The organism is Streptomyces sp. NPDC050842 (assembly GCF_044456565.1).
Lineage (GTDB): Bacteria > Actinomycetota > Actinomycetes > Streptomycetales > Streptomycetaceae > Streptomyces.
Map to the genome: position 1 here is coordinate 277,641 of NZ_JBITGA010000006.1, position 16,145 is coordinate 293,785.

A 16,145-nucleotide genomic window follows, 5' to 3' on the forward strand; every position below is an offset into this window, starting at 1 on the left:
AGGTGCCCCTCAGCCCCTCAGTCCCATTCCAGGCCGCCACGACGCCACACATACGCGTAGGCGACGAAGACGGTGAGCACGAAGAGCAGCATCTCCACGAGCCCGAAAAGCCCCAGGGCGTCGAACGTGACGGCCCAGGGGTAGAGGAAGACGATCTCGATGTCGAAGACGATGAAGAGCATCGCCGTCAGGTAGTACTTGATCGGGAAGCGGCCGCCTCCGGCGGGCGTGGGTGTCGGCTCGATGCCGCACTCGTACGCCTCAAGCTTTGCCCTGTTGTACCGCTTTGGCCCGATAAGCGTGGCCATGACCACGGAGAAGATCGCAAACCCCGCACCCAGGGCACCGAGCACGAGGACGGGCGCGTACGCATTCACGCTCCTCGCTCCTTCCAGTCGTCCTTGACCGTTGGATCGCACGGCCGGACCGTGAAAGATCGCCCCCATGTGAGGCAGTTCACAAGCCCGGCTGCCCCGCATCTTATGCCCGCCCCTCTGTGATCTGCGACACGGGGTGCAGCAAGGAGTTTGTGATCTCCACCACCTGACGAAGGATCATGAAGCCGGATGAGGGGTGATCTTGTTGCGCGAAGCGCCCAGGTGATCACCAGATGTGACATCCGTACCGGAAGTCGCTGCTCGGAGGGGGTGTCGCACTATCAAGCCATGTCCCATACAAGCAAATTGGCGGTGGGACGGACGCCGGTGATAAAGGAAGCGTGCATCGCCCGGTCGAGGGGTCCGGCGTACGGGAGTGGACGCGTGCACTCGTTCACGAGCCCGGCTGTGACCTGCGTCACGCCGTGCGGGGGTCCGGGAAAGCGGGGCTTGGCCACCGAGGTGAAGAGGTGGTAAGTGACGGGCAATTCGGACGTTTTATTGAAAACGCATGATCAAGGGCGCAATGAGCCGTGCCCGATTTGCCCGTTACGGCGTCAATAAGGGCGCCAGAGAAGCGGATTCGCCCGTTCCCTGCACAACTGTGGCGCAGACCACGTTTCTTGAAGGGAACCGCCAAGCCCTGATAGCGGTTGTCCCATGTCCCACACCGCTCACATACCCAGCCACCGGAAGCCCCGCCGCAGCGCTTCGAAGCTCGCGCTCCGTGCCGGAGTTGCCGGTGGCGTCCTCGGCACCATCGCGGTGGCCGGTGCTGCCGGGCCGGCGTCTGCCGAGCCGGTGACCGAGACCATCGAAATGCCCACGCTCGGATCCCTCGACACCGCGGGCCTGGCGAGCGCTGTCGCCGCCTCCGCCGAGGCGTCCCAGCAGGAGGCCCTCGACCAGAGCCTGGAGTCGCAGGAGAACGCGGCCCTGCAGAAGGCCGCCAAGGAGGCCAAGAAGGCCAAGGCCGAGGCGGACCGCAAGGCCGAGGCCGAGCGCGCCGAGAAGGCCCGCGCCGAGGCCGAGGCCAAGGCGAAGGCCGAGCAGGAGCGCAAGGACGCCGAGGAGCGCGCCTCCCGCGACCGTGCGCGCACCCAGCTCTCCACCACCTCGACGAGCGACAACAGCTCGTCCGGCTCCAACGTCTCGGACTCCGGCTCCGGCTCCTCCAGCTCTTCCGGTTCCTCGGACAGCGGCTCGACCACGAGCGGCAGCAACAACGAGACGCAGGCCCCCTCCGGCTCCGCCGCCGCGATCGTGGCCTTCGCGCGCGCCCAGGTCGGCGACGCCTACGTCCGCGGTGGCACCGGCCCCAACTCCTGGGACTGCTCCGGCCTCGTCCAGGCCGCCTACGCCGCGGCCGGCATCGACCTGCCGCGCATCTCGTACGACCAGTCGAGCATGGGCACCTCCGTCTCGCTGAGCAACCTCCAGCCGGGCGACATCCTGTACTGGGGCAGCCGCAGCGGCTCGTACCACGTCGCCATCTACGTCGGCGGTGGCAAGTACGTCGGCGCGCAGAACTCGTCCACGGGCGTCGTCGAGCACTCGCTCGACTGGGACACCCCGTCGGGCGCCGTCCGGATCCTCTGATCCGGCGCACCACACAGCACGCCGAAGGCCGTCACTCCTCGGGGGAGAGACGGTCTTCCGGCATGTTCGGGTACCCGTACGCGTACGGGTAGAGCTCAGCCGCCGTCGACCGCGCTTCCCCGGCCTTCCTGGGACTCCGCGGCCACCGGGCGGCACTTGCGGAGGATCTCGGGGAGCGCGGGGTCGTACTTCACCGCCTCGCTCTCCGGCAGCCGGCCGGTCTTCGGGTCCGGGTCGGGGTAGTCGGGGAATCCGTTGCGCCGGACGCACTCGGACATCGCCTTGTCCCGCGTCAACTCCGCTTGATCGACTGGCGGTGCAGGGGGCATCAGGCTCTTGCATGCCTCCTGGGCGGCCATCTGGGCCTCGACGGTGTGGGCGTCCTTGTCGACCCGCCTGGCGCCTCCCTCCGTGTCCACGAGCTTCAGCCCCTGCTCGGCGAGGCAGTCGTAGAACGGGTCGTACGCGGCTTCGATCGAGGAGGTCGGGACCGGCCGGGAAGCCGCGGGCTCGGTGTCGCCACCGCACCCGGTGAGCGCGAGAGCGGCGAGGAGCAGAGGGGCGGCCAGCGGGCGTCTCATCGATGCACGTCCTTATCCGGGGGTCCCGGTGCCCGGGACGTCCCGATACGGGGGCGGCGCTCGGAGCCGGTGGCGCGGTGCGCCTCCACGGCTCGGCGCGGAACGGGCTGAGCGCCTCGTACGGCTGCTCGACCGATGCCACTCTAACCACCCGGAAGAGTGGGCACCGTTCCACCAACTGGCATACAGGAAACGCCTGTTGCTGTTTTCCGCCAAACGTGGCGCGTCGGCGCTCGTGGACCTGACATAGTCACGGACCGCTGCGAGCCAACTCCGCTGCGGTGTCGTGTACTTCCCTGTCGGTGCCACGCAGGCCCCGGCTGTCACACAGCTCCCGTGCAGCCTCCCTCGTACCGAAAGGCAAGGACATGAAGAACACCGCCCTCCGGCGTGCCCTCAGCACCGTCGTCGTCCTCGGCACCCTCGGAACAGGCGTTCTGGCAACCGGCGGCCCCGCCTCGGCCGTGACCAGGGACGGCTACCTGGACATCCGCGAGTTCGGCCTGTTCTACAACTCGTCCCTCGGCGGCTCGTTCATTGACCTGTACATGGCAGACAGCGACCTCGCCAACGACAGGTTCATCACCCCCGGCCCCGGCCAGGGCTACGCCGTGGGCAACAACGCCGCCTCGTACTTCAACAAGGACAAGGTCACCTGGTACGTCTACACCGGCGCCGGCGCGGGGGGTATCGAGGGCTGGATCCCCGCGGACCGCTTCGGCACCTTCTCCACGACGTTCAAGAACCAGGTCTCCTCGGTCTACCACTTCAAGGCCCGCTGATCCCGTCCTCCCCGCCTCGTCCCTCACCGGAGCCCTCTCGGGTACGGGATCGGGTACGGGATCGGGTACGGGTCAGTGGCGGAGGGCCTCGGCCGGTTCGATCCGGGAGGCCCGCCAGGCCGGGTAGAGACCGGCCACCACGCCGGTGACGAGACCGATCAGCGGCGCCGCGACGACGGCGGTGGGGTGGACGACCGGGGTCCACTCCCGGACGAGCGCCACCCCGATCACCGTGCACACGCCCAGCGCCGTCCCGACGAGCCCGCCGATCGCCCCCAGCGCGCCGGACTCCGCGAGGAACTGGACGGTGATGTGCCGCCCCCGGGCACCCAGGGCGCGTCGCAGCCCGATCTCGCCGGTCCGCTCCAGGACCGCGACCAGGGTGGTGTTGGCGATGCCGACCGCGCCGATCACCAGGCAGACCCCGGCGAGCAGCAGGAACAGCTGGTCGAGGTCGCCGGTGACGCCCGCCCGCAGCGCTCTCGGGTCCGGCGGCGGGACGGCCTTCAGATACTCCGGATGGTCGGGGCGCAGCGCGACCGGGGCCTCCTGCGCGATCTGCCGGGCGGCCCCGGTCTCCGTGGCGATCAGCATCTTCGCCGCACCGGCGTCGGGTGGCCCCCACATCCGCTCGGCGGTCGTCCGGGGCACGCTCACCGACATCAGCACGTCCGGCCGGCGCTCGACGTCGTCGACGATGCCGGCCACCACGAACGGCTCGTCCCCGATGAACACCGCCGGCCGGGTCTCCAGGGTGGTGATGCCGAGCCGGGCCGCGACGCTCGCGCCGATGACCGCCACCGGCTGTGCCTTCGCCGAGGCGAACTCGTCGTAGAGCCGGCCCTGCGCGAGGCGGGGGACGGCGGCCCGGAGCGCGCCCGGCGAGGCGGCGACCACGTCGACCGGTACGCCGTCCGCGCCGTCGCCGACGGGCGCGGCTCGCACGGTGACGTCCGGGCCGAGCCGGACCGTCCAGTACACCCCGGCGTCCCGGACGCCGCCGAGCCGCTCGATCCGGGCGTCCGCGTCGGCGGGAAAGCCCTGTTCCGCGAACTCGTTCTGCTCCCGGGAGATGTCCTCGACGCTGACCTCGGTGGCGGTCAGCAGGTCGAACCGGGCGTCGATCTGGGAGGACGTGGTCGCCGTCAGGCCGAGGATCGCGACGAACGTGCCGACGCCGAGGACCGTGCCGAGGGCGGTGAGGACGGAGCGGCCGGGGCGCTGGAGCATGCCCGCGACGGCCTCGGAGAGGGTGTCGCGGGGGGTGAGGCGGGAGGGTTCGACGACGCGTCCGCCGTGGCGGTCTCTCACAGGGCGGTCCCTTCGTGCCGGCCCGGCCGTACGGGGTCGGCCTCGCTGAGGACGCCGTCGCGGATCGTCACCGTGCGGCCCGCGCGTGCGGCGACCTCGCTGTCGTGGGTGATGACGACGACCGTCATGCCGGTGGCGTGGAGTTCGCCGAGGAGCGACAGGACCGTCTCGGCGTTGCCGGAGTCGAGGTTTCCCGTCGGTTCGTCGCAGAGCAGCAGCGAGGGCCGGCCCGCCAGCGCGCGGGCGATGGCGACGCGCTGGCGCTCGCCGCCCGACAGGCGGCCCGGGAACGCGTCGACGCGGTGGGCGAGGCCGACGCGTGTCAGCGCCTCCCGGGCGCGGGCGCGGCGCTCGGCGCGGGGCACGGCCGAGTACAGCATCGACAGCATCACGTTCTCCGTGGCGCTGCGGTGCGGCATGAGGTGGAACGCCTGGAAGACGAAGCCGATGCGGCGGCCGCGCAGGGCGGTTCGGTCGCTGTCGGAGAGGGCGGCTGTGTCGATGCCGTCGAGGAGGTAGGTGCCCTCGGTGGGCGCGTCGAGGAGGCCCGAGACGTTCAGGAACGTGGACTTGCCGGAGCCGGAGGGGCCGACGACGGCGACGAACTCGCCGTGTCGGATGGCGAGTTCGCAAGGGTGCAGGGCCCGGACGGGCGGCGGGCCCGGGTAGGTGAGGCCGACCCCGTGGAACTCCATGACGGGGGTGTCCGGAGCGGGCTGCGCGGTGTGGGCGGGTGACGGGCCGGGGTTCCGGTCCCGCCGTCGTCGTACGAGTGGGGTCACTCCGACCCCCGGCCGCCCTGGTCGGCGCCGGTGGCGGCCACCCCGGTCACGACCTCGGCGCCCTCCGCCAGGCTGCCCGCCGCGAGCGGGACGATCTCGACGTAGCCGTCCCCGAGGGTGCCTGTCCGCACCTCGACGGGGGTGCGGCGCCCGCTCCCGTCGACGACGGTGACCACGGTCGTGCCGTCCGCGCTCGCCGACACGGCGGTGACGGGGACGACGAGGGCCTCGCCGTCGGTGGAGGCCGCCTCGATCGTCAGCCGTACGTCCTGGCCGGCGAGGGCGGGCGGGATCTCCTTGTCGGGCACGGCGGTGAAGAGGAAGCCGGAGCCGGTGGGGCCGTTCGCGGGCGCGGCACCGTCCTGGCCCTGGCCCTGACCCTCACCCTGGCCGCCGCCCCCTTTGGCGTCGGCGACGGTGGGCGTCGAAGCGACGCTCTCGACCTCGGCGGTGAGTTCGACGCCGGTCACCTCGTCGACGACACGGACCTTCTGGCCGGGCCGGACCATGCCCTTCTGGTGGTCCTGGAGGTAGCCCTGCGCGAGGAGGCGGCCGGAGGACAGGGTCATCAGCGTGCCGGAGACCGGGGAGCCGGGGCGTACGGCGGTGGACGCGACCCGGGCGGGGAAGCGCTCCACGAAGGAGACCTCCCCCGCCGGGACCATCGGCCCGGAGGCCGCCCACGCCTTGCCGAGCACGGTACGGGCCTTCTCCAGGTCCTCGACGGCCCGGTCCCGCGCCTTGCGCAGGTTCTTCTTCTGGGCCTCGTCCTTGTTCTCGGCGACCGCGTCCCGGGCGTCGTCGACGGCCCGTTCGGCGGCCGTGACGGCGTCACTCGCGGCGTCCACACCGGCACCCGCGTCGTCCACGGCCGGGCGCGGTTCGTAGCCGGCGGCGGCGTAGAAACCCTCCACGGCCTCCTTCGTCCCCGCGCCGAACGTGCCCTCCTCGTCGCCACCGCGGCCGAAGCCGAGCCCGGTCAGCGCGGTCTGGAGCTGGGCCACGTCGTCGCCCGTCGCGCCCGGCTTGAGGTCCCGGTAGACGGGGAGACGGCCCGGGAGGACGAAGAGCGGGCGGCCGGATATCTCCAGGACGACCTGCCCGGCGCGCACGGCCACGCCGACGGCGACCGGCGTCTTGGTGACGACGGGCACCCCGCCGTCCCCGCCGGCGGCGACCGGCGCCACCGGTACGGTCTGACCCGCGACGACGGTGCCGCGCAGCACGACCGTCTCCCGCAGGACGCGGCGCTCGACGGCGGCGGTGAGCACGTCGGCCGGGGGCGGGGCGGCGTCCGCCGCGAGCTGGGCGGGCGACTTGATCACCGTACCGGCGAAGGCGCCGGCGGCGGTCAGGACGACGGCCCCGACGACGAGCGCGCCGACCCAGAGGCGGCCTCGGGAGGTTCGGCGTTCGGGGGCGGTTTCCCCGGCCGTGTTCACGTCAGCGTCCATGTCGGCGACCTCAGCCGCGAGCGTCTCATCGGTGCACGTCCTTCTGCCTTCTACGGGGAGTCGGTCCCCGTGACGGGGCGCGCGGCGCTCGGAGCCGGTGGCGCGGGGCACCTCCACGGCTCGGCGTGAAACGGGCCGGACACGTCGTACGCGTGCTCGATCGGCGCCACTCTAACCACAGAAGGAAGACGCCGTCACTTCCCAAGTGCCGCCCGATTCCCGCCTCTTGTTCATGCGTCACCGATAACGACCGTTCGGATTCCAGCACTTGACATATTCAGCCGAACGGACGAGTCCGGCGGCCACGAAGAAGCCGCAGGTGAGCAGCCGCGATCGGGCCGATCGGCGCCCGGCCGCCAGAAAGCATGATTGACCAATCACCCCGCGATCAGGTGGAGTTCGCCCTCGAATTCGCCTGATTCTCACCCGGTTCCCGCTTCGTATCGAAAGGCAAGATCCTTCTACGACCACGACGCCGACAAGTAGACCCGTTCCTCCCCTCAGCCACCCCCGGAGCCTTCATGCGCCCCCGCCCGTCCCGTCCGGCCGTCGTCCTCCTGCTGAGTACGGGACTCCTTCTCACCGCCTGCTCGTCGGGAGAACCCGCCGTCTCCGCCGACACGAAGCCGCCGTCCGACCCGTCCAAGGTGTCCCCCGCGGAGCTGGTGTATCCCTTGGACCCGTACAAGACGACGGACGAGCAGATACGCGGTCTGGAGACGGCGCAGGACCTGCTGGTCGGGGACTGCATGAAGCGGTTCGGCTTCACGTACGAGCTGCCGGTCCGGGCCGCGCCGCGCCCCAAGGGCACGTCGTCGCGCTACGGGATCACGGACGAGACGAGGGCGGCACGGCACGGGTACGCCAGGCCCGGTGGCTCCGCCCCCGATCCGGAGAAGCTGCCCGAGGACTCGATGCCTCCGGCCGAGCGGCTGGCTCTGACGGGGCCGCCGCTCAAGAGCAAGCCGGGAGGCGGCCTCGAACTGCCCCCGGTCACTCTGGAGGAGGCACGGAAGACCGACAGCGGCCGGACCGTCAACGGGCAGAAGGTGCTGCCCGGCGGCTGCGCCCGGGAGGGGTACCTCCGGCTCTACGCCGAGAAGAAGGAGCCCGTGGAGCTGCTCTTCGTCTTCGGAATGGAAGGGGAGGCGTCCACCCGGGCCCAGCAGTCACCGAAGGTGGCGAAGGCCGTCAAGGGGTGGTCGGCGTGCATGGCGGAGAAGGGGTACCGCGTCACCGACCCCATCTCCCCGCACGAAGCCCTCGGGCTGAAGTCCGAGGCCGACTTCGGCAGCGCCAAGGCGATCGCCGCCGCGAAGCAGGACGTGGTCTGCAAGAAGCGGACGGATCTGGTGGCCCTCTGGTACACCGCGGAGGTCGGGTTCCAGAAGGAGCTCATGGAGGAGCACGCCGAGACGCTGAGTCAGGTCAAGGTCGAGCTGGACGAGCGGATCAAGAAGGCGGCTTCGATCAACCGGTGACGTGACGGCGGGCCCCGTCCCTTCCGGGAGGGGCCCGCCGTCACGTCACCGCGTCAGGCCTTCGGGGCGACCTTCGAGAGACCGTTGATGATGCGGTCCATCGCGTCGCCGCCCGTCGGGTCCGTGAGGTTCGCCAGCATCTTGAGGGTGAACTTCATGAGGAGCGGGTGGGTCAGGCCGCGCTGGGTCGCGATCTTCATGACCTTCGGGTTGCCGATCATCTTCACGAAGGCGCGGCCGAGCGTGTAGTAGCCGCCGTAGGTGTCCTTGAGGACCTGCGGGTAGTTCCGCAGGGCCAGTTCGCGCTGGGCGGGGGTCGTGCGGGCGTGGGCCTGGACGATGACGTCGGCCGCGATCTGCCCGGACTCCATGGCGTACGCGATGCCCTCGCCGTTGAACGGATTGACCATGCCGCCCGCGTCGCCGACGAGCAGCAGGCCCTTCGTGTAGTGCGGCTGGCGGTTGAAGGCCATCGGGAGGGCGGCGCCGCGGATGGGCGTCGTCATGTTCTCCGGGGTGTAGCCCCAGTCCTCCGGCATCGAGGCGCACCAGGCCTTGAGGACCTCGCGCCAGTCCAGCTCGCGGAAGGCGGAGGAGGAGTTGAGGATGCCGAGGCCGACGTTGGACGTGCCGTCGCCCATGCCGAAGATCCAGCCGTAGCCGGGGAGCAGCCGGTCCTGCGGGCCGCGCCGGTCCCACAGCTCCAGCCAGGACTCCAGGTAGTCGTCGTCGTGGCGGGGCGAGGTGAAGTACGTGCGGACGGCGACGCCCATCGGGCGGTCCTCGCGGCGGTGCAGGCCCATGGCGAGGGAGAGCCGGGTGGAGTTGCCGTCGGCGGCGACGACGAGCGGGGCGTGGAAGGTGACCTCGCGCTTCTCGTCGCCGAGCTTGGCGTGGACGCCGGTGATGCGGCCGGTGCGGTCGTCGACGATCGGGGCGCCGACGTTGCAGCGCTCGTACAGCCGGGCGCCGGCCTTCTGCGCCTGCCGGGCGAGCTGCTCGTCGAAGTCGTCGCGCTTGCGGACGAGCCCGTAGTCCGGGTACGAGGCGAGTTCCGGCCAGTCGAGCTCCAGGCGGACGCCGCCGCCGATGATCCGCAGGCCCTTGTTCCGCAGCCAGCCGGCCTCTTCGGAGATGTCGATGCCCATGGAGACGAGCTGCTTGGTGGCGCGGGGGGTGAGGCCGTCGCCGCAGACCTTCTCGCGGGGGAAGGCCGTCTTCTCCAGGAGCAGGACGTCGAGTCCGGCCTTGGCGAGGTAGTACGCGGTGGTGGAGCCGGCCGGGCCCGCCCCGACGACGATCACATCTGCGGTGTGCTCGGAGAGGGGCTGCTCGGTCACGGCGGAGTCTCCCGGATTTCGGCGATGAGGACGTATCGCAGTCTATGGGGGGCGGGTGCGGGAGAAACGGAGGGTCACCCCACCGCTTTCCCCCAGGGTGAACAAGTGTTCCCCTGCGCGCTCCGTGATGGCACGATGATCATCCGTGACCGACTTCCGATTCGACCTACGGCGGGGCGCGCTGATCACGGCCGCCCTCGCCCTCCTCTGCTCGGTGTTCCTCGTGCTGCCCGCGAGCGCCGAAGCCGAGCCCTTCGACGACTGCCCGCCCGCCACGTTCTGCCTCTACTCCGGAGCCGACGGCACCGGCGAGCGGAAGGACTTCACCGACCGGCAGAACGCGGAGAGCTACGACGCGACCTGGGACGGCAAGACCCTGTCGGCGAAGAACAACACCGCGATGTGGGCCTGCGTCTACGGCGACCCCGGGTACGGCGGCCACCTGGAGACCGTCAAGGAGAAGGCCAAGGACGCCTACACGGCCGGCGCCGTCAGCGGCCACAAGCTGGTCCCGACCCGGGCCCTCTGCTTCACCGGCTACGAGCGCTGCCCCGACAACCGGGTCTGCACCTTCGAGGAGCCGAACGGCCGGGGCGCGATGACCGTGCACCGCCCGGCGACCGACCCCGCCACCCGGAACTACGGCAACAGCTACGGCACCGAGCCCGCGCCCAAGTCCGCCTGGAACCGGACCGCGAAGGAGGTCTGCTTCTACCCCGAGCCGACGTACACCGGCACCTGGGCCGACCCGGCGGACACCGCGGGCGTGAAGAAGTTCGGCGCCTACGTCGTCCTGCGCGGCGACAGCACCACCATCCCGGCCCCGTTCGCCGGCACCTTCCGCTCGCACGAGCTCGTCAACGGAACGGCGGACTGCCAGTGACCAGGAACCGTCGCCCCTGGGTGGCCGTGGCCGCCGCACTCGGCGCCACCCTCGCCCTCGTCTCCCCCGCCACCCCCGCCTCCGGCGCCGGCGAGCCGGACCTGGGCGCGCTCGCCGCCTGGACCAAGGGAATCCCCGTCACGGTCGCTCCCGGCGTCACCCACACCACCTGGACCGAGACGACCCCCAAAAACGCCAACCGCGCCAAGGCCCGCGTCCTCCAGATCGTCGAGATCGACCCCACCGCGGGCGCGCTCACCCTGGAGAGCGCGATCGGCACGAGCGACACCACCGCGGAGACGCTCACCGAGCAGCTCGCCAAGGTCACCCACGTCACGACCCGCCACCCGTGGGCCGGCGTCAACGGCGGCCTCTTCCAGCGCGAACCCGCGGGCGCCGGCGCCGAGAAGACCACCGCGCACACCAGCGTCGCGGTCACCGACGGCGTCCTGCACAGCTCCAGCTGCTGGAGCGGCGGGAAGGGCGGCTCCGGTGCGGTCATCCAGTACGGCATCCCGTACATCACCAAGCTCCGCACCGACATGAAGCTGATCGCGTCCTCCGGCGAGGACATACGGATCGACGACATCAACCGGACACCCGGCCGTCCCCCGCACTGCGCGCGCGATGCCGAGGACGAACTGGTGAGCACGAGTCCGCCCGTCTTCAAGGACGCGGACGAGATCGTCGTGTTCACCGACGACTACGGCGCTCCCGTCCCCCGGCCCAACACCGACCCGGCCGTCGCCGCCACCGCCGACCCGGGCTTCGAGGTCGTCGTGGACGCGCACGGTGTCGTCACCGAGGCCCGCGAGGGCCGCGGCGGGACCGTGGTCCCGGCGGGCGGCCGCGTCATCCAGGGCATCGGCACCGGGGCCCAGTGGCTCCGCGAGCGGCTCGTCCGCGACGACACGGTGACGATCGACCAGAAGCTCCACGACGTGACCATGAACCGGGACATCCCGCTGGACGCCTCGGTCGACGTCGTCAGCTCCTTCCACCCGCTCCTGCGCAACAGCGTCATCCCCACCGAACTGCCCGACTCGTGCAGCGGCACGGAGAAGGGCAGCGAGGACGCGACGAAACTGATCTGCACCGACTCGCGCACGGCGCTCGGCACCAACGTCCGCGGCCGTCCGGTGCTCGTCACCCTCACCGGGCAGAACAACGAGGACGGCGACTACCTACGGAGCTTCGCCACCCTCCTGACCTCCCCCGTCCTCGGGATCGTCGACGCCCTCAACCTGGACGGCGGCGGCTCCACGACCCTGCAGACGGGCACCACCGTGCACACCCCACCGACGGACCTCGTGGACGGCAAGCTCATCCACCGGGACGTGGCGGACGCGGTGTACACCGGCGTCGGCGGCTACGGGCAGTACGTGAAGCCGTAGCCGTCAGACCTTGAACCCCCGGTGGAGCGCCACGATCCCACCGGTCAGGTTCCGCCAGGCCACCTTCGACCAGCCGGCCTTCTGGAGCATCCCCGCCAGGGTCGGCTGGTCCGGCCAGGACTGGATGGACTCGGCCAGGTACACGTACGCGTCGGGGTTCGAGGAGACGGCGCGGGCCACCGGCGGCAGCGCGCGCATCAGGTACTCCTCGTACACCGTGCGGAACGGCGCCCAGGTGGGGTGCGAGAACTCGGAGATGACGACCCGGCCGCCCGGCTTCGTCACCCGGTACAGCTCGCGCAGCGCCGCCTCGGTGTCCTGGATGTTCCGCAGCCCGAAGGAGATCGTGACGGCGTCGAAGACGTCGTCACGGAACGGCAGCTTCACGCCGTCGCCCGCCGTGAACGGCATCCACGGGTGGCGCTTCTTGCCGACCTGGAGCATCCCGATCGAGAAGTCGCAGGGCACGACGTACGCGCCCGCGCGGGCGAAGGGCTGCGAGGACGTGGCCGTACCCGCCGCGAGGTCGAGGATCTTCTGCGCGGGGCGGGCGTTGACGGCCTTCGCGACCTCCTTGCGCCAGCGGCGGTCCTGGCCGAGGGAGAGCACGTCGTTGGTGAGGTCGTAGTTCGCCGCCACGTCGTCGAACATCGAGGCGACTTCGTGCGGCTGCTTGTCCAGGGTTGCGCGGGTCACTGGCGTTCGGCCTCGCAAGATCGGGTGCGGACGGATCCACCCATTCTGGCAGGCGGGGCCCTGCCGCCCGGAGCGGGCCCGCAGGACGGCACGATTTCCCGGAGTTCCTTTCAACCTTTCGGGACCGGGGGTGCTCAAGGACGGTCGAGCACGCGCACGCGCCATGACGGCGGGGGCACGACGGCGAGGGGAGAAGGGGCGGGATGGCAGTGTCGACCGAAGTGAGAGCCACGGAGTCGGACGTCGGGTCGGGGGACGGGGCGGACGCCGGGTCGGGGGGCGGCGCGGACGCCGGGTCGGGGAGCGGCGCGGACGTCGGGTCCGATGGCCGGGTGGACGTCGGGTCGGTCGCCGGGTTCGAGGAGTTCGCCCGGGCCGCCCAGCAGCGGCTGTACCGCACGGCGTATCTGCTCTGCGGCGACGCCGAGACCGCCCGGGACCTGACCCAGACCACGCTGGCCAAGCTGTACCAGCACTGGCGGCGGGCGGGTGCCGCCGATCATCCGTACGCGTACGCCAAGACGGTGCTGACCCGCACCTTCCTGTCCGAGCGGCGGCGTCGGCTGCGCGACCTGCTCGCGCTGACCCGGACCGGGGGCACGGACCCGGCACCGGTCGCCGACCACACCGACCTGCGGGTGACCCTGCTCGGCGCGCTCGCCGAACTCCCGCCCCGGGCCCGGGCGATGGTCGTGCTGCGCTACTGGGAGGACCAGAGCGTGGCCTCCGTGGCGCCCCTGCTGCGGTGCAGCGAGGCCACCGTCAAGAGCCAGTGCTCCCGTTCGCTCGCCCGACTTCGCGTACGCCTGGCGGATGCCGGGCTCTCGATCACCGAAAGCTGAGGTCCGCCGTGGAGAACAACGACGACATCACTCTGTTGCGCGACGCCATGGACCGGACGGCGGACGGTCTGCCACCGCTGCCCGACCTCGCCCCGCTCGCCGTGCGCGAGGGCCGCAGGCGGCGGGCACGGGCCCGGTTCGCGGTCGGCGCGGCGGCGTTCGGCGTGCTCACGGTGGGGGCCCTCGGTCTCACGCTGTTGCCGAGTCCGGGGACGGACGTCGCCGGGGTGGCGAAGCACATCGACGCCGAGGCCGAGCGGGAGCGCGCCACAGAGCACCAGCGGAAGACGGCGGCGCTCCTCGACGAGCTGCTGCCCGCGAAGGTCACCGACATCCGACCGGTGGAGGGCCAGGTGGCCGAGTACCGGATCACGGTGGACGACCGGCCCTTCATCATGACGGTCTCGGTGCGGCCGATGCCAGCTTCCCTCCTCCAGGACTGCCCCGACTGCGAGAAGGACACGAGGCTGAAGACCGTGCAGATCGTCGATTGGGCTGACTTCAAGGCCGCGCAGTACTGGTACGGCAAGAGCCGGGTCACGCTCTCCGTGTTCGGGTGGGGCACGGCGGTGCCGCTGACGGCACGCGACCTCTCCGCCGTGACCGGGGACTCACGCTTCCTGGAGCTGGTGAAGGCCGGGAACGCGCATCCGCTGGAGCCGGAGGAGCCGCTCGGAGGAGGGCTGACACGACCCCGCACGAAACTCTGAACGGACCCCGGCACGGACTCCGGGACCGGCTCCGGTACGGATCAGCGGGCGCGGTAGACCAGTCGGCCGCCGATCACCGTGGCGACGCAGGTCGACGCGCCGCGGCCGACCAGGGACGCCCGGTCCGGGACGTCGAAGACCGCGAAGCGGGCCGGGGCGCCCGGCTGGAGGGCGGGGAGGAGGATGAGGGGGGTCGGGGAGAAGGACGGGCCGCCCGGGAGCTTCTCGGGGCGGCGGCCCACCGCCAGGCCTGCCCGGCGCACGGCGTCCGCCGCCGCCTGGCCGCGGAGCTCGCCCGCGACGGCGACCGTCCCGTGCGCGAGGAGCCGCTGCACGCCGCGGCGCGCGGAGGCGCCCCGGCGCGAGGCGTCCATGCGGAAGATCCGCTGCGCCCGCTCCCCGGGGATCGGCTCCGTGCCGAACCCCGCGGCCTCGCGGGGGTCCGGGTGGTACATGCCTTCGAGCAGCTCGGGCCCGTACGGGTTGAGCAGTCCGGGCGTGAGGATGCCGGGCCACTGCCGCACCCGCGCCTCGGGGCGCAGGGCGGCCAGGTCCTCGTACGGGCCGACGGCGGCGATGACGGCGCCGTCGACCAGGACGGCGGTCTCGGGCGACGCCTCGGCGAAGTGGATCGTCAGCATGGGCGCCTTCAGTTGGCGTCGAGGAGCTTCAGCTCGGGGTGCGCCGTGCCGCCCTCGATCGCCGTGGACGAGATGTGCGAGGCGACGCGCTCGTCGACCGGGTCGTTCGCCGGGTCGTCGTGGACGACGAGGTGCTCGTACGTCGTCGCGCGCTGCGCCGGGACGCGGTCCGCCGTGCGGATCATGTCGATCATCTCGCGCAGGTTGGAGCGGTGCTTGGCGCCCGCCGAGGAGACGACGTTCTCCTCCAGCATGATCGAGCCGAGGTCGTCGGCGCCGTAGTGCAGCGTCAGCTGGCCGATCTCCTTGCCCGTGGTGAGCCACGAGCCCTGGATGTGCGCGATGTTGTCGAAGAACAGCCGGGCGATCGCGATCATGCGCAGGTACTCGAAGAGCGTGGCGTGCGTACGGCCCTTGAGGTGGTTGTTCTCGGGCTGGTACGTGTACGGGATGAAGGCCCGGAAGCCGCCCGTCCGGTCCTGCACGTCACGGATCATCCGCAGGTGCTCGATCCGCTCGGCGTTGGTCTCGCCGGTGCCCATCAGCATGGTGGACGTCGACTCGACGCCCAGCTTGTGGGCGATCTCCATGATCTCCAGCCAGCGCTCGCCGCTCTCCTTGAGCGGGGCGATGGCCTTGCGCGGCCGCTCGGGGAGCAGCTCGGCGCCGGCGCCCGCGAAGGAGTCGAGACCGGCGGCGTGGATGCGGGTGATCGCCTCCTCGACGGAGACGCCGGAGATCCGGGCCATGTGCTCGACCTCGGAGGCGCCGAGGGAGTGGATGACCAGCTGCGGGTAGGCCTGCTTGATCGCGGCGAAGTGCTTCTCGTAGTACTCGACGCCGTAGTCCGGGTGGTGGCCGCCCTGGAACATGATCTGGGTGCCGCCGAGCTCCACGGTCTCCGCGCAGCGGCGCAGGATGTCGTCGAGGTCGCGGGACCAGCCCTTCTTCGTGTCCTTCGGCGCGGCGTAGAACGCGCAGAACTTGCACGCCGTCACACAGACGTTCGTGTAGTTGATGTTCCGCTCGATGATGTACGTCGCGATGTGCTCGGTCCCCGCGTACCGGCGGCGGCGCACGGCGTCGGCGGCGGCGCCCAGCGCGTGCAGGGGCGCCGAGCGGTAGAGGTCGAGCGCCTCCTCGGGGGTGATCCGGCCACCCGCGGCTGCGCGGTCGAGAACGGCTGTGACATCAACAGACGTGAGTTCGGCCTTCTCGGTCACCGGGTACGTCCCTTTCGGAGGGGTTCTGATCGTCCGAACCAGCGTACGC

Annotated in this window: 16 protein-coding genes; 7 read left to right on the forward strand and 9 right to left on the reverse strand. The window is 71.2% G+C overall.

Going from position 1 to position 16,145, the window contains the following annotated elements; genetic code table 11:
* Positions 1-17: 17 nt before the first annotated feature.
* Complete coding sequence (locus ACIBG6_RS22035; protein WP_019888619.1) at positions 18-377, reverse strand: NADH-quinone oxidoreductase subunit A; 360 nt, start codon at positions 375-377, stop codon at positions 18-20.
* A 660-nt stretch (positions 378-1,037) separates the two neighbouring features.
* On the opposite strand from ACIBG6_RS22035, the gene ACIBG6_RS22040 reads away from it, so the two are divergent.
* Entirely contained in the window at positions 1,038-1,976 is a 939-nt protein-coding gene (locus tag ACIBG6_RS22040; RefSeq protein WP_399224237.1) for a C40 family peptidase, read from the forward strand.
* Between the two features lie 95 nt (positions 1,977-2,071).
* On the opposite strand, the gene ACIBG6_RS22045 is transcribed toward ACIBG6_RS22040, so the two are convergent.
* A complete protein-coding gene (locus tag ACIBG6_RS22045) occupies positions 2,072-2,557 on the reverse strand; it encodes a hypothetical protein (RefSeq protein WP_399224238.1) in 486 nt (161 codons plus the stop codon).
* 368 nt (positions 2,558-2,925) lie between these two features.
* Here ACIBG6_RS22045 and ACIBG6_RS22050 point away from each other — a divergent pair, with 368 nt between their 5' ends.
* On the forward strand, positions 2,926-3,339 hold the full coding sequence (locus ACIBG6_RS22050; RefSeq protein ID WP_399224239.1) for a hypothetical protein: 414 nt from the start codon (positions 2,926-2,928) through the stop codon (positions 3,337-3,339).
* Between the two features lie 72 nt (positions 3,340-3,411).
* Here ACIBG6_RS22050 and ACIBG6_RS22055 read toward each other — a convergent pair whose 3' ends face one another.
* The 3 genes from ACIBG6_RS22055 to ACIBG6_RS22065 all read right to left on the reverse strand — a co-directional run bounded on the left by ACIBG6_RS22055 (position 3,412) and on the right by ACIBG6_RS22065 (position 6,886).
* Entirely contained in the window at positions 3,412-4,650 is a 1,239-nt protein-coding gene (locus ACIBG6_RS22055) for an ABC transporter permease (protein WP_399224240.1), read from the reverse strand.
* On the reverse strand, positions 4,647-5,345 hold the full coding sequence (locus ACIBG6_RS22060) for an ABC transporter ATP-binding protein (RefSeq protein WP_399224241.1): 699 nt from the start codon (positions 5,343-5,345) through the stop codon (positions 4,647-4,649). Before ACIBG6_RS22060 ends, ACIBG6_RS22055 begins: the two co-directional genes overlap by 4 nt.
* A gap of 83 nt (positions 5,346-5,428) precedes the next feature.
* A complete protein-coding gene (locus ACIBG6_RS22065; RefSeq protein WP_399224242.1) occupies positions 5,429-6,886 on the reverse strand; it encodes a peptidoglycan-binding protein in 1,458 nt (485 codons plus the stop codon).
* Between the two features lie 521 nt (positions 6,887-7,407).
* Here ACIBG6_RS22065 and ACIBG6_RS22070 point away from each other — a divergent pair.
* The gene (locus ACIBG6_RS22070; RefSeq protein ID WP_399224243.1) at positions 7,408-8,367 is read left to right on the forward strand and encodes a hypothetical protein; all 960 of its coding nucleotides are present in this window, start codon (positions 7,408-7,410) and stop codon (positions 8,365-8,367) included.
* 53 nt (positions 8,368-8,420) lie between these two features.
* Here the strand turns inward: ACIBG6_RS22070 and ACIBG6_RS22075 are convergent, their stop codons facing one another.
* Positions 8,421-9,707, reverse strand: coding sequence for a geranylgeranyl reductase family protein (locus ACIBG6_RS22075; protein ID WP_317598215.1), 1,287 nt, complete (start codon positions 9,705-9,707; stop codon positions 8,421-8,423).
* A gap of 145 nt (positions 9,708-9,852) precedes the next feature.
* On the opposite strand from ACIBG6_RS22075, the gene ACIBG6_RS22080 reads away from it, so the two are divergent.
* Positions 9,853-10,590: a peptidase inhibitor family I36 protein gene (locus tag ACIBG6_RS22080; RefSeq protein ID WP_399224244.1), complete on the forward strand. Its 738-nt coding sequence runs from the start codon at positions 9,853-9,855 to the stop codon at positions 10,588-10,590.
* On the forward strand, positions 10,587-11,984 hold the full coding sequence (locus ACIBG6_RS22085; RefSeq protein WP_399224245.1) for a phosphodiester glycosidase family protein: 1,398 nt from the start codon (positions 10,587-10,589) through the stop codon (positions 11,982-11,984). The genes ACIBG6_RS22080 and ACIBG6_RS22085 overlap by 4 nt, the downstream gene beginning before the upstream one ends.
* Before the next feature lie 3 nt (positions 11,985-11,987).
* On the opposite strand, the gene ACIBG6_RS22090 is transcribed toward ACIBG6_RS22085, so the two are convergent.
* Positions 11,988-12,680, reverse strand: coding sequence for a demethylmenaquinone methyltransferase (locus ACIBG6_RS22090; RefSeq protein WP_399224246.1), 693 nt, complete (start codon positions 12,678-12,680; stop codon positions 11,988-11,990).
* Positions 12,681-13,012: 332 nt separating this feature from the next.
* Between ACIBG6_RS22090 and ACIBG6_RS22095 the strand changes: the two genes are divergently transcribed.
* Together ACIBG6_RS22095 and ACIBG6_RS22100 are read left to right on the forward strand one after the other, a co-directional pair.
* Positions 13,013-13,522 (forward strand): SigE family RNA polymerase sigma factor, encoded by a 510-nt coding sequence (locus ACIBG6_RS22095; protein WP_399224521.1) that lies wholly within the window; start codon positions 13,013-13,015, stop codon positions 13,520-13,522.
* Positions 13,523-13,530: 8 nt separating this feature from the next.
* Positions 13,531-14,232, forward strand: coding sequence for a hypothetical protein (locus tag ACIBG6_RS22100; protein ID WP_399224247.1), 702 nt, complete (start codon positions 13,531-13,533; stop codon positions 14,230-14,232).
* Positions 14,233-14,273: 41 nt separating this feature from the next.
* Here the strand turns inward: ACIBG6_RS22100 and ACIBG6_RS22105 are convergent, their stop codons facing one another.
* The gene (locus ACIBG6_RS22105; protein ID WP_399224248.1) at positions 14,274-14,873 is read right to left on the reverse strand and encodes an imidazolonepropionase-like domain-containing protein; all 600 of its coding nucleotides are present in this window, start codon (positions 14,871-14,873) and stop codon (positions 14,274-14,276) included.
* Between the two features lie 8 nt (positions 14,874-14,881).
* Positions 14,882-16,096, reverse strand: a complete 1,215-nt coding sequence (gene mqnC / locus ACIBG6_RS22110; protein ID WP_399224249.1) for a cyclic dehypoxanthinyl futalosine synthase — start codon at positions 16,094-16,096, stop codon at positions 14,882-14,884.
* Positions 16,097-16,145 lie beyond the last annotated feature (49 nt).